This window comes from Bacillus sp. CHD6a (genome assembly GCF_001293645.1).
Taxonomy (GTDB): domain Bacteria; phylum Bacillota; class Bacilli; order Bacillales; family Bacillaceae_I; genus Sutcliffiella_A.
In genome coordinates, this window is the sequence record NZ_LBMD01000005.1 from 1 (window position 1) to 15316 (window position 15316).

Consider the following 15316-nt stretch of genomic DNA (forward strand, 5'->3'; position numbering starts at 1 on the left):
AAAGAGAGGTTCTCACTGCCCGAAACGCAATGTGGGGAGGGAAATGGTAGGAGAGAGGGGTTCTCACCGCCCGAAACGCAATGTGGGGAGGGGAAATGGTAGGAGAGAGGGGTTCTCACCGCCCCGAAACGCAATGTGGGAAGGGAAAACGGTAGGAGAGAGGGGCTCTCACCGCCCGAAACACAATGCGTTGGGGGGAAATGGTAGGAGAGAGGGGTTCTCACCACCCGAAAAGCAATGTGAAAAGGGAAAACGGTAGGAGAGAGAGGTTCTCTCCGCCCGAAACACAATGTGGGGAGGGAAAATGGTAGGAGAGAGGGGTTCTCACCGCCCGAAACGCAATGCGAAAAGGGAAAACGGTAGGAGAGAGAGGTTCTCACCGCCCGAAACACAATGTGAAAGGTGAAAACGGTAGTAGAGAAAGGTTCTCACCGCCCGAAAAGCAATGTGAAAAGGGAAAACGGTAGGAGAGAGAGGTTCTCTCCGCCCCAAACGCAAATCTAAAAAGAAAAACAGTTGTAGAGGGATCTTTTAAGCGTCCACCAATCCCAAGAAACCAAAAAAGCCAACCAAGGCTCTAACAGCCTTAGTTGACCTCAAATATTTTCCCGATTATACCGTAGGTCCGCCCAACTCAAGAACTTCCGCAGGTACATTTTCAAACTTCTTGAAATTCATTTTGAACTTGCCAGCAAGCTCACGTGCAAAATGATCGTATTTCTCGTCACTATGCCATGTTTTCTTTGGTTGTAATACTTCGTCAGGTACACCAGGAACATGTACTGGGATGGAAACGCCAAAGTATGGATCTCTTTCCACTTCTACATTAGTCAGGTCGCCTTCTAGTGCCGCCTGAACCATTGCTCTTGTGTAAGAAAGCTTCATGCGACTTCCAACTCCGTACTCTCCGCCAGTCCAACCTGTGTTCACAAGGTAAACTTGCACATCATGCTCATCGATTTTTTTGCCTAGCATTTCTGCATAAGTGGTTGCAGGAAGTGGCAAGAACGGTGAACCAAAGCATGTCGAGAAAGTAGCTTGTGGTGATGTGATTCCGCGCTCTGTCCCTGCTAGTTTGCTTGTGTAACCACTTAGGAAATGGAACATAGCCTGTTCTTTAGAGAGCTTAGAGATTGGAGGCAATACGCCTGTTGCATCCGCTGTTAAAAAGACGATCGTATTTGGATGACCAGCAATGCTAGGTTGAACGATATTTTCCATTGCATCCAGTGAATAAGCTGCACGTGTATTTTCAGTTAAAGTGGAGTTCTCATAGTCAGCAATTCTGGATTGGCCGTCAATGACCACATTTTCAAGAACCGAACCAAAACGGATAGCATCAAAGATTTGTGGTTCTTTTTCGCGAGTCAGGCCGATGCATTTTGCGTAGCATCCTCCTTCAATGTTAAATACACCAGTGTTTGACCAGCCGTGCTCATCATCACCGATAAGTTTGCGGTTAGGGTCTGCCGATAGTGTTGTTTTACCGGTACCGGATAGTCCGAAGAACAATGCTACATCGCCTTCACGTCCTACGTTCGCAGAGCAGTGCATTGGCATAATTCCGTTTTCTGGTAGCAGGTAATTCATTACAGAGAAAATGGACTTTTTCATTTCCCCTGCATACTCTGTCCCACCAATCAGAACAATTCGTTTGCTGAAAGAGATTATGATGAATGCTTCAGAATTTGTGCCATCGACTGCTGGATCGGCTTTAAAGTTCGGAGCAGAAACAATGCTGAATGCGGTTTCATGTTTGGCCAGTTGCTCTTCATTCGGCTTAATAAATAACTGTTGTGCGAAAAGGTTGTGCCAAGCGAATTCGTTGATTACTTGGATTGGTAGTTGATATTTCTCATCAGCACCTGCGAATCCTTTAAACACGAACACTTCATCTTTATTTTCTAAGTATGTGAGAACTTTGTTATACAAGCGATCAAATACATCTTCAGAGATAGGACGGTTGACGGTACCCCAGTCAATTTTATCTCTGCTGATTTCTTCTTCTACAATAAATTTATCTTTAGGGGAGCGACCCGTGTATTTACCAGTAGTTGCGAGTACTGCACCAGTTGAAGTTAGGCAGCCTTCGTTACGGTTTAATATTTTTTCTACCAATTGAGGAACAGACAGTTGAACATGTGTGTTGCTTCCGTATATTAATTTTGTTAACCCATTATCAATTCCAACCGTTTTCATCATGGATAACTCTCCTTCAATTATATAATTTTCTTTTTTCTCATCTGTTAAAAAGTATAACACATTTAACTTAATAGTCCATACTAATTAGCTTATTTTATGAAAATTAATATGAATTCGTTAACATTTTGTGAAAAAGAGGCTTATCCTATTGGAAAAGCATACAATTAATAAGATGAAAGCGTTATCATTTTATGCCTGTCCACTAAAATTTTCACCAAATGTCCTATCTCATTATAAACCCTGCTTTCCAGAAGTAAAAGGAAATGATAAAGAGATTTTCATTAGAGAAGATTTATATTATAAGGAAGTAATTATTTCCTGTAAATTGATGTCGAATTATTTCTCTTTTTTGTTGACATGAAAGGTTTTAGTACGCTAATATAGAACCTTGAACGGATACTCTTATTCCGAGCTGGTGGAGGGACAGGCCCTATGAAACCCAGCAACCTGCTCAAAGGATGAGCGAGCGCAAAAAAGCACGCCGCTGTTTTGTATTAGGCCAAGTTTTTGGTCGCTTGAGAAAAGGTGCTAAACCTGAGCAAGGCTTTGACCTTGACCGATAAGAGTGAAAGGCTAATTCTCGACATCAAACCTTTCCTCAATTTTGTGGGAAGGTTTTTTCTATTTTTACACAAGATAACATAGAACATCACAATAGGAACTGAGATCCGTATCAAATATAACTGCTGTACATGAAGAGAAGTCAAACGCTTTTCATAAGTAAAAAGGAGGAACTTTTTTTAATGACTAAACAACGTCGTTTATTTACTTCTGAGTCCGTAACGGAAGGGCATCCGGATAAAATTTGTGACCAAATTTCTGATTCAATCCTAGATGCGATTCTTACAAATGATCCAAATGCACGTGTAGCGTGTGAAACTTCCGTCACTACTGGATTGGTATTGGTTGCTGGTGAAATCACTACTTCCACGTATGTTGACATCCCGAAAATTGTTCGTGAAACCATTCAAGGCATTGGTTATACTCGTGCAAAATACGGTTTTGACGCGGAAACTTGTGCAGTACTTACTTCTATTGATGAGCAGTCTGCTGACATCGCAATGGGTGTTGACCAAGCTCTAGAAGCTCGTGAAGGTCAAATGTCTGATGCAGAAATCGAAGCAATTGGAGCTGGCGACCAAGGTCTAATGTTTGGATTTGCTTGTAATGAAACAAATGAATTAATGCCATTACCAATTTCACTGGCGCACAAGCTTTCTCGCCGTTTAACAGAAGTAAGAAAAGATGAAGTTCTTCCTTACTTACGTCCAGACGGTAAAACGCAAGTGACAGTAGAATATGATGAGAACGACCAACCAGTTCGTATTGATACGATCGTTATCTCTACTCAGCACCACCCTGAGGTTTCCTTAGAGCGTATCCAACGAAATATTAAAGAATACGTAATCAAGCCAGTAGTACCTGCTGAATTGATTGACGAGAACACAAAATACTTCATCAACCCAACTGGCCGTTTCGTAATTGGTGGACCACAAGGGGATGCAGGTCTTACTGGACGTAAGATCATCGTTGACACTTACGGTGGATACGCTCGCCATGGTGGTGGAGCATTCTCCGGTAAGGATGCAACGAAAGTAGACCGCTCTGGTGCTTATGCTGCACGTTATGTGGCTAAAAACATCGTAGCAAGTGGACTTGCTGACAAGTGTGAAGTTCAATTGGCTTATGCGATTGGTGTTGCTCAACCAGTATCTATCGCAGTTGATACTTTCGGAACTGGTAAAGTTTCTGAAGAGAAATTAGTGGAATTGGTTCGCAACAACTTCGACCTACGTCCAGCAGGAATCATCAAAATGCTAGACCTTCGTCGTCCTATCTACAAGCAAACTGCTGCTTACGGCCACTTCGGACGTAATGATCTGGATCTTCCTTGGGAGCAAACAGATAAGGCTGACGCTTTGAAAGAGCAAGCGAACGCTTAATATAATATACGTTAATAAGAAAAACCGCCCGGGAAGGAGGCTCTATGAGCTCAATTCTTGGGCGGTTTTTAGTTTTAAAGGATTTCTTCTAGTGTTAAATATAATGAATCTCTTTCTGATTCTAAAAGAATGAGTTCTTCTTGTAGCCTTTGAAGTGTCAGCAAGTCCTCTTCCTTGTGCATTAGAGTTTCCAATTCATCCATTCTTGTTTCTAGATCCTCTAATTTTTTTTCCACTTCTTCAAAACCAATACTTGAAGAGTTCGGAGCGGAATGCTTGCTCTTTTTCTCTTTCTCTTTCTCAATCTCGACAACCTTAGGAAGGTTTGCTTCTTTTTTCCTCTCTAATTCCTCGCGCTTTCCCCGGGCATACTGATAATTCCCTTCATATGTTACGAGCATCCCATTCTCTAACCAGCATGTTTTTTCGAAATATTTATTTAGAAAGTAGCGATCATGGGAAACGGCGAGGATGGTACCGTCAAACTCCTCCAATGCTTCTTCTAGCACCTCGCGGGAATCTATATCGAGGTGATTTGTCGGTTCATCTAATATCAGCAAATTGATGTCCTGGTGCATAAGCTGTGCCAAACGGAGGCGCATTTTTTCACCGCCGCTTAAATTCTCTACTTTTTTGAATACAGACGGGCCATAAAACAAGAATTTAGCTAGCACATGTCTTGCTTGTTCGAGTGTGATAGATATTTCTTCACGGAAAGCTTCAATTAATGTCTGGCTTGGATTACTGGCCTTGATGTGTTGAGAAAGATATCCTGCTTTTACATTACTGCCAAGCTTCACTACTCCGCTATCAGCCTCTAGTTCCCCAAGAAGTAATTTTAGAAGGGTAGATTTCCCTGTACCATTTTGACCTACAATTGCAGCACGTTCTCTAACATAAACTGCAAGATCTATGTTTTGAAAAAGATTTTTTGTATCAAATGATTTGCATATACCTTCCATTATTACCACGTCTTTTCCACTACGATCTGTGGCATCGAATTGAAGGTCCATTGCCTTCCGCTCTAGGATAGGACGTTTTAATTTTTCCATTCTATTCAATGCTTTCTCCATGCTTTTTGCACGGCGGTGCATGGCAGAGTTAGGTGGATTGCTTTGATTCGCCCATTCTTTTAAGCGTTTGATCGCTTCTTTCATTTTCTTAATTTTTTTCTGTTGTTCTTGATACGCCGAGAATTCCAACAGCAATCGTTCTTCTTTCTCTTTAAGGAAATCACTGTAGTTAGTGTGGTATGTGTGAATCTCCCCATCTTCTAAATCAATAATTTTCGTTGCTATTTCATCGAGAAAATAGCGGTCATGTGAAATAGCGACAACTGTACCATCATAATCCCTTAAATATTGCTCTAGCCATTCTACTGAAAAAATATCAAGATGGTTGGTGGGCTCATCAAGCAATAATACATCAGGGTTTTGTAACAGGATAAATCCTAAACATATTTTTGTTTGCTCCCCGCCACTCAAGCTTGAGAATGGCTGAGAAAGTAAGGTAGTGATATTTAGACCGTTTGCAATCCGCTGTATGGAGGCATCCATTTCGTACCCTCCCATAAAACCAAAGCGTTCTTGCAGTACACCGTATTCCTGCATAATCTTGTTTAACTCGTTCTCTTCCGCAACCTTTGACATTTGGTTCTCTAAATATCTTAACTTATGTTGCAGTTCCACCGTTTCCTGGAATGCGGAAAGTAAGACATCTTCTCCTGTTGTCCCATCAGGGTAGGAGGGGATTTGAGCGAGGTATCCGATTTTAGCGCCTTTTTTTATATGAATCGCTCCTTTATCAGGAGCTTCTAGTCCACTGATCAATTGGAAAATTGTTGTCTTTCCGCTTCCATTTCTACCAACAAGTCCAATCCGGTCGTTTGCCTGGATTTCCATGGAAACATTATCAAAAATCAGCGTGCCAGCAAAGCTTTTACTTATATTATTTAATGTACATATCATCATGTTTTGTTCACTCCTTCAGAATTTAAACGCACAAAAAAACCATGGGTAAGAAGAAGCCTTCTTTCCCATGGTTTTTATTTAGACGCAAAGTACACGATGCATCTGGTAAGTGTAGGGCAAAAGATCTCTTACTACCTGTCTTTTCTATTCAGCTGTCTAAAAAAGGACAAACGTGTCCCGTTGATAGCTGAATCATGAAAAATTGCACGACAAATATGCAAGTATGCCATGTATTGTGTGCGAGCATTTACAGATAGTAACATCTTTTTCCCTCCTTCCGAACAAGTAAGATAGTTATATTATATAATATTCCATTTTAAAGTTGCAAATCTTTTAATAATTTCATCGTTTTAAAAGAAAAAGGAGGCGAGGTGGCCTCCTTTTCTTATGCAAGTATTTGAAGTTTTTGTGGAGTTAACGCACTTTGGTAATCGTGTAGGAGTCTTTCGAAAACAGAGTCCCATGATTGTTGTAAAGCATAGTGGCGGCCGGAATAACCCATTTGTACTCGTTTTTCTTCTTCTTCTATAAGATTAGTGATGGCAGCAGCAAAAGAAATAGCATCATTTTGATTGCATAGATGCCCTGTTACTCCTTGTTTAATGATTGTCTGGACACCTCCAGCGTTAGCACCAACTACAGGTGTCCCCGATGCCAAGGACTCTAAGACGACATTCCCAAAGGTCTCGGTTGCAGAGGGAAAGACGAAGACATCTGAACCAGCATAAATCTCTGCCAGGTTTTGTCCAGACTGAAAGCCTGCAAAAGTCATATTGGTGGGGGCATTATCTTGTAATTCTTGTTTTAACGGCCCGTCTCCTACTATAAGCCAGTGCACATCATGACGAACAGTCTCCGGAAGGGAAGATTGAATGTTTGGAAGTAACGCCACATCTTTTTCAGGGGCAAGTCTGCCAACGTAGGAAAGGATATATTTTTCTTTTATATTAAATTTGGTTTTTATGAGTTGAGAGGATGTACGTGGATGGAATACTGAGCAGTCAACCCCTCTAGGCCAGATAGCAGTATTGGTGAATCCATGATTCTTGAGGTGATTCTGGGTGTCAGTGGATGGAACAAAAATCTTGCGTAATGGACGATGAAACCAACGCATATAGCTCCAAAGCACTTTTGTCAGGAATTGAAGGTCGTAGTATTCGAGGTATTTGTCAAAGTCAGTATGATAAGAACCGACAACTGGAATGTCCAGTTTTTTTGCGTAGTGAATCCCGCAAAGGCCGATATTAAATGGGGTTGCTACGTGAATAAGGTCTGGTTTAAATTTTATTAGCTCAGCCTTCACGGACAGCATATTCGGTAATGCAAGTCGGCATTCGGGATATAAGAAGAATGGAAGACTTGCAAAGCGGTGGACTTGGCTGGAAAAAAGGTCTTTGTTCGTACTTTCTGGTGCAAATACTCGGTATTCCAATCCTTTGTTGTCCAAGTAATTAGTCAATCGTTTTAACGTCTTTGCTACACCATTGACATCTGGTGCAAAAGTGTCTGTAAAAATGGCAATTTTCATAGTGAGCCTCCTTCTTATTAAGAAAATAGGGGAATGATTAGTAAAAAGGAAAATAATCCTGTGCTGCTGCCGAGTATCATTCCAACTGCAACATCAGAAGGGTAGTGAAGTCCAAGATAAACTCTTGAAATGCCTACACATAATGCAAGAGGAATTAAAAGAATTCCCAGTGTAGGAAGAAATAGGACAAAAGGAATAATACTTGAGAAAATGGCAGTAGTATGACCAGATGGAAAAGAGTGATCTTTAAGCGGATTAGTGGCCACTTTAATTTTATCAAGCGCAAGGTATGGACGGCGTCTTGGATATAGTTTTTTTGCAATGGTTACAGGTATGTGACTTAGCGCCAATGAAAGCCCCGCTGCAATAGCTGTATGTTTTAGGGAATGATTGCTGAAGATAATGAAAAGTAAGAGGGTGCAAATGGAAAAAGTGGCTCCGCCAACATGAGTAATGTTGCGAAAAAAGAAATTCACGTACTTCCTGTCAAAATGACGATTCACACTGCGAAACAAATTGCATTCAAATTCGTAAAAGTTTGCTAGTAATTTGACCATCATTAGGACTCCTTTTTAGCTAGGTTTTATTCTTATTTTATATTTTAGAGGGTGAATATTTAGGAAGTTATAAGACTATGTAAAGAAAAGGTTAGAATTGGATGTTATAATATTTACAGAAATTTTAGAATAAAAATACCACCCTGGAGTTGGGTGGTGTGTGGAGTATTGCATTTACGGTTAATCTCCGTTCCAGGCGCTTCGCTTTCCAGTGGGCGGTCCGTGAGCCTCCTCACTTTGTTGCGGGGTCTCACCAGTCCCTTCCTCCCACAGGAGTCTTCGCGCCTTCCACTGCGATTAACATGTGTATACCTTCATCCAATAGATTAATTATCAGTTCTGTACGGATTTGTAGAATTGGCCTTTTTCGACGTATTCTCTTCGTATGCGGGCCATGTCTAGTTTATCTTCTTCTGTTAGTTCGCGGATGACTTTGGCGGGGCGGCCAAATGCCAGTGAGTTTGGCGGAATGCGTTTTCCAGGTGGTACAAGGCTGCCGGCACCGATGAAGGAACCTTCTCCAATTTCAGCACCGTCTAAAATAATAGAACCCATGCCAATTAAGGCGTTTTTGCGAACAAATGCGCTATGTAGTGTACATTGATGTCCAACTGTGACATCATCTTCTATTATCAAAGGCTTGTTAGGACTTTGATGTAAAAGAGATTGGTCTTGAATATTTACTCTGTTTCCAATAATGGTGGGAGCAACATCTCCACGAATAACAGTGTGAAACCAAATGCTGCTTTCTTTTCCGATGGTCACATCACCGGTAATCACGGAGAAGTCTGCCAGATAGGCTGTTTCATCAATTTGTGGTACTTTATTTAGATATGGGTATATTTTATACATATGTTCCTCCAGCTTGTAAGAGATGATTATTTTATTTTATTATATCAGAAAGAATTTTAAATTTTTTAAGGGAGTGTTTGAAATGTGGAAATGGGAGGCTGAAACTCCGAAAGGTACCATTGTCATTGTCCACGGAGCTCAGGAGCATCACGGAAGATACACGTGGCTGTTAGATCAGTGGAAAACAAACGGGTATAATGTCATCATGGGGGATTTGCCTGGGCAAGGTCTTTCCACACGAAGAAGAGGGCATATTGACAATTTTGATGAATATATAGAAGAAGTGGAAAAATGGATTAAAGAAGCATACCTTTTAAAACCGCCTGTTTTTGTTATTGGACATAGTATGGGAGGACTTGCAGTTATCCGTACACTTCAAGAAAAGAAACCGTTGATGGTCGACGGTGTTATCTTATCTTCCCCATGTTTGAAACTGTTGCATCATCCAACGAAAGGGCTCGACGTCCTATCCAAAGGGCTTAACTTTATTTTGCCGAAAACAAAGTTCAAAACGGGTCTCACGATAGACAAAGCGACAAGAAATGAAGAAATGCGAATAACTGCTGCAGGAGATGAGCTTTATATAACGAAAGTATCTGTTAGATGGTATCGTGAACTTGTTCAATCGATGAATCAGGCTTTTACCGGCATTGAAAAATTTCCGGATGTTCCTGTTTTGCTTTTGCAGGCAGGAGATGACTTGATTGTTGATAAATTTGCATCAGAAACATGGTTTAATTCCCTTTCTGCCAAAGAGAAAATATATAAGGAGTGGGAAGGACTTTACCATGAAATTTTCAATGAACCAGAGCGCGCTCGTGTTTTCCGTTATGCAAAAGCTTTTGTGGACTTACAATTAGAAGGAAGTGACTGAACTTGAAGGTACCCACCCATCCTTTTTCTTTGATGAAAAGAGTGTATCGTGATGTGTTTCCTGTTGTATATGAGGAGCTGGAGTTTTGGAAAAAGAGGGCTTCTGTTATTCCAGATGAGGAGCTTCGAAAGCAGGCGTTGGCAAGTATTGAGACGAAAGCTTTCCATTGTGAAGGGGGCGGAATCCTGTCTTTACTCGCTGGTACTGATTTTCGTCATGCGGTGAAGTTTATAGTTGCCTATCAGACCATCAGTGACTATTTGGATAACTTGTGCGACAGAAGCACATCGTTGGATCCTAAAGACTTTGCGGCACTGCATGAGTCCATGCCTGATGCTTTGACGGTCGGAGAACCTTTGAAAGAGTATTACCGATTTCGGGGTGAACAGGATGATGGAGGGTATCTCGCAAGTTTGGTGACGACCTGTCAGGAAGTGCTTAGGTCTCATCGTAACTATGAATTAATAGCTCCGCATCTAGTTAGGCTTGCAGGCTATTATTGTGATTTGCAGGTACATAAGCATGTAATTGAGGAAGAACGGGTGCCAAGGCTGGAAGAATGGTTCTCTTTTTACAAAGAGGAGCTACCTCCCATGGAATGGTATGAATTCTCTGCTTGTACAGGATCCACTCTTGGGATATTCTGTTTGGTTTCCCAAGCATATCGCGAATCCTTCACCTCGCAACATGCCGATCAAATAGTTGGTGGCTATTTCCCTTATATTCAAGGGCTACATATTCTGTTAGATTATTTCATTGATCAGGAAGAGGATATTGATGGTGGGGATCTCAACTTCTGTACCTATTATGAGAGCGAGTCTGTATTGTTGGACAGACTACAGCATTTTATGGAACAGGCAGATGCCTATACAGCTGGATTGCCATTTGAAAAGTTCCACCGTCTAATAAACCGCGGCCTGCTGGGAGTCTATCTTTCAGACCGCAAAGTCCACGAATGCAAAGATATTTCCTCCATGGCCAAAAGCATCATCAAAGCAAGTGGCGGCACCGCCTACTTCTTCTACATGAACGGCCGGGCTTACCGAAAATTTCAAAGCTGGCGTGGAGCGTAACGCGTGGAGAGAGAAAGCTTTAGTGATTTAGAGAGTGGAAGAGGGGTCTGACCCTCAATACGTTAATGCAATAAAGGAACCGGCATCTCTGCTGGTTCCTTTATTTTTTTTCGATTGCGATGATGAATGGAGGGTTGTTGATTTGGTTCATGAATCGGTATTGAAGGACGTGGGCTTTTTTTTGGTTCAGGTTGGTGACATAGTCGAGAAGGGCGTCTCGTTCGACTTGTCCTTCTGGATGTCCATGGTAGATGACAAGGACGATCACCGCCTCTTTTTCCATCACAGATAATAGGCTGTCAACAGCTTGTATCGTACTTTCTGGAACTGTGACAATGTCTTTGTCGCCACCAGGAAGATAGCCAAGGTTGAAAATGGCTCCCTTAATTTTTCGCTGTTTTTCCAAAGGAATGCGATTCAACACTTCGGCATGACTGTCTGCAAAAAGGGTGATTCGTGAATCCAACCCATGCTCTGCTAGCAACGTTTTCGTGTTAGAAAGAGCTTCATCCTGTATATCAAAGCCAAAAACGTGGCCATTTTCCCCTACAAGCTCTGAAAGGAAAAGGGTGTCATGACCGTTTCCAACCGTACAGTCCACAGCTATATCCCCTTCAGATAAAGCGAGTTTCATGATCTTTTTGCTATATGGCAATACTCGTTCCAATTTCATCCTCTATCACCACTTTTATAATATTTCCCCTGCCAACTATCTCGTCTTTTCAACTCTGCATCTATAGCATTCAATACAGACCACTTGTCCACACTCCACATGGGACCAATCATAATATCAATAGGGCCGTCTCCTGTAATGCGGTGGACAATCATCTCAGGAGGTAAGATCTCAAGCTGATCGCAAACAAGCTGGATGTAATCTTCAAAAGACAGAAATTCAAGCATCCCTTTTTCATATTGCTTCACCATCGGAGTGCCTTTCAGAAGATGCAGCAAGTGGATCTTGATACCCTGAACGTCTAACTTTGCCACGGCCTCGGCAGTCTCCATCATCATTTTGTTATCTTCAAGCGGCAGACCGTCAATGATATGAGAGCATACGCGAATACCGTGTTTACGAAGCTTATTGACTCCATCTACATACGTTTGGAAGTCATGCGCACGGTTGATCAACAACGCTGTACGCTCATGAACAGTCTGCAGTCCAAGCTCCACCCATAAATACGTGCGTTCATTCAATTCTGCCAAATATTCCACCACATCATCTGGCAAGCAATCTGGACGTGTACCGATGGAAAGTCCGACTACACCTTCTTGTTTTAGCACTTTCTCGTATTTTTCCCTGAGAACTTCAACAGGTGCATGGGTATTGGTGAAAGCTTGAAAATAAGCCATGTATTTGCCGTCTTTCCATTTGTGATGCATTTTATTTTTAATTTCATTGAATTGTGTAATCAGGTCATCAGCACGGTTTCCGGCAAAGTCACCAGATCCGGCGGCACTGCAAAATGTACAGCCGCCATGTGCAACTGTACCGTCCCGATTTGGACAATCGAAGCCGCCATCTAACGCGACTTTAAATACTTTGTGCCCAAAATGGTTACGTAAATGATAATTCCAAGTGTGATATCGTTTATCTTCAACGGAATATGGAAACGGATTTTGCGCATTTGTGTTATTCATCCGTACTCCTCCTCTTTTTTCTCCAATATTGCTAACAAACCATTTTAGCATGTAAATTGCTTCTGCTTCAATCCCGTTCATTTTTATAGCATGGACTTACGAAAAATGAGCAAAATAAAGCGGAGTACACAGAAAAAATGTGGGGTGAATGGAACCATGGCAACAAGAGAATCTGTTGAACAATTTATACAACAATGTGAAGATGCACTGCGCAATGCACACGCACAGTACACGGAAGCAAAACAATTAGAACACTACAATGATACAGAGTTTACGAGCGCTCAAGAGCAGATTGAGGCAACGTATAACGACTTAATGCACCTTTCCCAGAGCTGTAACGCACAGCAACGCGAACAATTAAACCGCATGCGTCTTCAGCTGCAAAACCTGCAAAATGAAATGACTTTGTTGAGACATTAAGGGGGCTACCATCAATGAAAAAACGCTCTAAGCAAAATAATCCGGAACAAAAAACAAGAAATGCCGAAAATACTGCAGTCGAAATGGGTGCAGAGTATAATCCGGTGAGGGAAGTAAAGCAAAAGAATTTGAAAAAAGCGCAACCGGTAAGAACTAAAAATCATAGTGAGAATGAATAGGAAGCAGCCTTGGCGCTGCTTTTTTATATGGAGTATGAGAGGGAATGGCATACTAGTGAGAAATGAGCAAAAGTTACAATGACTTTTGAAAAAGTCACAATAACTTTTAAAAAAGTTACAATAACTCTTGAAAAAGTCACAATAACCCTTTCAAAAGTCATAATAACCTCTGCAAATGTCACAATCCCATTCAAAAATCACACTGTCATTTCCCAAGTCCCCATTCCCCTCCGTCATGTCCCAAAAATCAGAATACATACACTTTCACGCTTCGAGTTTTTTATATTGCAACTGCCTTCAAAACGGATTACAATTATTTTGGATTTCGAAATAATGAATAGAAATAATTTGGTTGAAGGAGGGCATGTGGAAATGTTGAAAATGCCCAGAGCCCTTTGGTTATTAGTTATTGGAATGGCAATTAACGTAACTGGGGCTTCTTTTTTATGGCCGTTAAATACCATATACATCCATGACATTCTTGGAAAATCCCTGTCTGTGGCCGGACTTGTCCTAATGGTGAATGCAGGGGCCAGTGTCGTTGGAAACCTGATCGGAGGTATCCTTTTTGATAAAATAGGTGGATTTCGTTCCATACTGTTGGGAATTTCCATCACCATCACCGCGTTAATAGGGATGACCATTGATCATTCGTGGACTTTTTATATCATCTACCTGACCATAATAGGATTTGGTTTAGGTATTGTATTTCCGTCAATGTATGCAATGGCAGGTTCTGTCTGGAAAGAAGGAGGTCGCAAAGCATTTAATGCTATGTATGTATCGCAAAACCTTGGAGTGGCAATAGGAGCGGCATTGGGTGGTCTAGTAGCGGATATTCGTTTTGACTACATATTCCTTGCTAATACCGTCACATACGCAATCTTCTTCTTTATTGCCCTATTTGGATATCGAAATATACAGGCAAACCCGACAACTCAAACTTCCGTGTTAGATCAAAAGCGAAAAATTAAAGATCATACGAAACTTTACGCTCTATTAACGGTATGTATCGGTTATCTTCTCTGCTGGATGGGCTATGTACAGTGGCAAACGACTATCGCAACACACACACAATCGCTTGGAATATCGCTAAAGCAATATAGTGTTTTATGGACCATTAACGGGGCAATGATTGTGTTGGCACAACCCATCATTTCTTGGATCGTGAAAAGATACACGAAAACACTAAAAACACAAATTAACGTCGGATTGATTATTTTCATTATATCGTTTGCCGTTGTAGGGGTAGCGGACCAATACATGGCATTTGTAGTAGCGATGATAATTATTACCATTGGGGAAATGTTTGTTTGGCCAGCAGTACCTACTGTCGCGAACCAGCTTGCACCAAAAGGCCGGGAAGGTTTCTATCAAGGGATCGTCAACTCGACAGCAACGGGTGGAAGAATGCTTGGCCCACTGATGGGAGGAGTTTTGGTAGATTTATCGGGCATGGAAATGCTTTTTGGCGTATTAATGTCCTTCATGTTGGTGGCCATTTTTACGACATCCATCTACGATAAGAAATTAAAGGTAAGTACAACAAGTGTTCAAGAGCTTTCAAAAAGTGCTTCCTAGCTAAGAGTGAACTACGGATTACTCACTACGATAAACCGTGTTGATAAAAGACAGAAATTACTTCATTTTCTCAAAAGAGGATGTCCCAAAAGTATAGCTTTTGGGACATCCTCTTCTTTTTGATACGCTATTTTCGTGTGATAAAAGGATCTATCATAAAAGAGGGATTTAAAGGGTCTGTAAAGAATTTAAAGGACATGATGATTACATCTTTAATGTGACCAATCAAAATTTTACCGCTTAACTTCAAAATTTTTGTGGAGGTTTTTTTATGTTTACTATTGATAATTATATTGGTTCTATTAAAACCAACCTTGAAAAACAATCTGATATGTTAGTGAGTAATCTCAAAAATATCGTTGCATACAACTTCTCAAATGATATAGATTTATTGGATTTTTCAGCTTTCATTGAACCTACGAGGTTCGAGTTATCAATAACTATGTTCTCAATGGATAAAGAAGCTAACGAAGTCTTCAATGAAGGAGCTGACACAACA

14 protein-coding genes, 1 pseudogene and 1 riboswitch are annotated in these 15316 nt (G+C 41.2%); of the genes and pseudogenes, 7 read left to right on the forward strand and 8 right to left on the reverse strand.

Features of this window, described 5'->3' with window-relative positions; all coding sequences use genetic code 11:
* Positions 1-612: 612 nt before the first annotated feature.
* Entirely contained in the window at positions 613-2199 is a 1587-nt protein-coding gene (gene pckA, locus AAV98_RS06090; RefSeq protein WP_060664692.1) for a phosphoenolpyruvate carboxykinase (ATP), read from the reverse strand.
* A gap of 402 nt (positions 2200-2601) precedes the next feature.
* Positions 2602-2768, forward strand: a riboswitch (SAM riboswitch).
* A 177-nt stretch (positions 2769-2945) separates the two neighbouring features.
* Between pckA and metK the strand changes: the two genes are divergently transcribed.
* Entirely contained in the window at positions 2946-4145 is a 1200-nt protein-coding gene (gene metK, locus AAV98_RS06100) for a methionine adenosyltransferase (protein WP_060664682.1), read from the forward strand.
* Between the two features lie 74 nt (positions 4146-4219).
* On the opposite strand, the gene abc-f is transcribed toward metK, so the two are convergent.
* From abc-f to AAV98_RS06120, 5 genes are all read right to left on the reverse strand, one after another.
* Positions 4220-6115 (reverse strand): ribosomal protection-like ABC-F family protein, encoded by a 1896-nt coding sequence (gene abc-f, locus AAV98_RS06105; RefSeq protein WP_060664683.1) that lies wholly within the window; start codon positions 6113-6115, stop codon positions 4220-4222.
* A 131-nt stretch (positions 6116-6246) separates the two neighbouring features.
* A complete protein-coding gene (locus AAV98_RS20805; RefSeq protein ID WP_269433440.1) occupies positions 6247-6378 on the reverse strand; it encodes an RAxF-45 family protein in 132 nt (43 codons plus the stop codon).
* 122 nt (positions 6379-6500) lie between these two features.
* Positions 6501-7643 (reverse strand): glycosyltransferase family 4 protein, encoded by a 1143-nt coding sequence (locus AAV98_RS06110; RefSeq protein ID WP_060664684.1) that lies wholly within the window; start codon positions 7641-7643, stop codon positions 6501-6503.
* 17 nt (positions 7644-7660) lie between these two features.
* Entirely contained in the window at positions 7661-8203 is a 543-nt protein-coding gene (locus AAV98_RS06115) for a phosphatase PAP2 family protein (RefSeq protein WP_060664685.1), read from the reverse strand.
* 330 nt (positions 8204-8533) lie between these two features.
* The gene (locus AAV98_RS06120; protein ID WP_060664686.1) at positions 8534-9052 is read right to left on the reverse strand and encodes a gamma carbonic anhydrase; all 519 of its coding nucleotides are present in this window, start codon (positions 9050-9052) and stop codon (positions 8534-8536) included.
* 82 nt (positions 9053-9134) lie between these two features.
* On the opposite strand from AAV98_RS06120, the gene AAV98_RS06125 reads away from it, so the two are divergent.
* Both AAV98_RS06125 and AAV98_RS06130 read left to right on the forward strand, forming a co-directional pair.
* Positions 9135-9926: an alpha/beta hydrolase gene (locus AAV98_RS06125; protein ID WP_060664687.1), complete on the forward strand. Its 792-nt coding sequence runs from the start codon at positions 9135-9137 to the stop codon at positions 9924-9926.
* A 2-nt stretch (positions 9927-9928) separates the two neighbouring features.
* Positions 9929-10999, forward strand: coding sequence for a tetraprenyl-beta-curcumene synthase family protein (locus tag AAV98_RS06130; protein WP_060664688.1), 1071 nt, complete (start codon positions 9929-9931; stop codon positions 10997-10999).
* 100 nt (positions 11000-11099) lie between these two features.
* On the opposite strand, the gene AAV98_RS06135 is transcribed toward AAV98_RS06130, so the two are convergent.
* On the reverse strand, positions 11100-11672 hold the full coding sequence (locus AAV98_RS06135) for a class I SAM-dependent methyltransferase (protein ID WP_060664689.1): 573 nt from the start codon (positions 11670-11672) through the stop codon (positions 11100-11102).
* Positions 11669-12637, reverse strand: coding sequence for a TIGR01212 family radical SAM protein (locus AAV98_RS06140; protein WP_060664690.1), 969 nt, complete (start codon positions 12635-12637; stop codon positions 11669-11671). The genes AAV98_RS06135 and AAV98_RS06140 overlap by 4 nt, the downstream gene beginning before the upstream one ends.
* Positions 12638-12793: 156 nt before the next feature.
* On the opposite strand from AAV98_RS06140, the gene AAV98_RS06145 reads away from it, so the two are divergent.
* The 4 genes and pseudogenes from AAV98_RS06145 to AAV98_RS06160 form a co-directional block, all read left to right on the forward strand.
* On the forward strand, positions 12794-13057 hold the full coding sequence (locus AAV98_RS06145; RefSeq protein ID WP_010195299.1) for a YtzC family protein: 264 nt from the start codon (positions 12794-12796) through the stop codon (positions 13055-13057).
* 14 nt (positions 13058-13071) lie between these two features.
* Complete coding sequence (locus AAV98_RS06150) at positions 13072-13236, forward strand: hypothetical protein (protein ID WP_060664691.1); 165 nt, start codon at positions 13072-13074, stop codon at positions 13234-13236.
* 381 nt (positions 13237-13617) lie between these two features.
* A complete protein-coding gene (locus AAV98_RS06155; RefSeq protein ID WP_060664693.1) occupies positions 13618-14817 on the forward strand; it encodes an MDR family MFS transporter in 1200 nt (399 codons plus the stop codon).
* 271 nt (positions 14818-15088) lie between these two features.
* Positions 15089-15316 (forward strand): annotated as a pseudogene (locus AAV98_RS06160) (hypothetical protein); the annotation flags it as partial.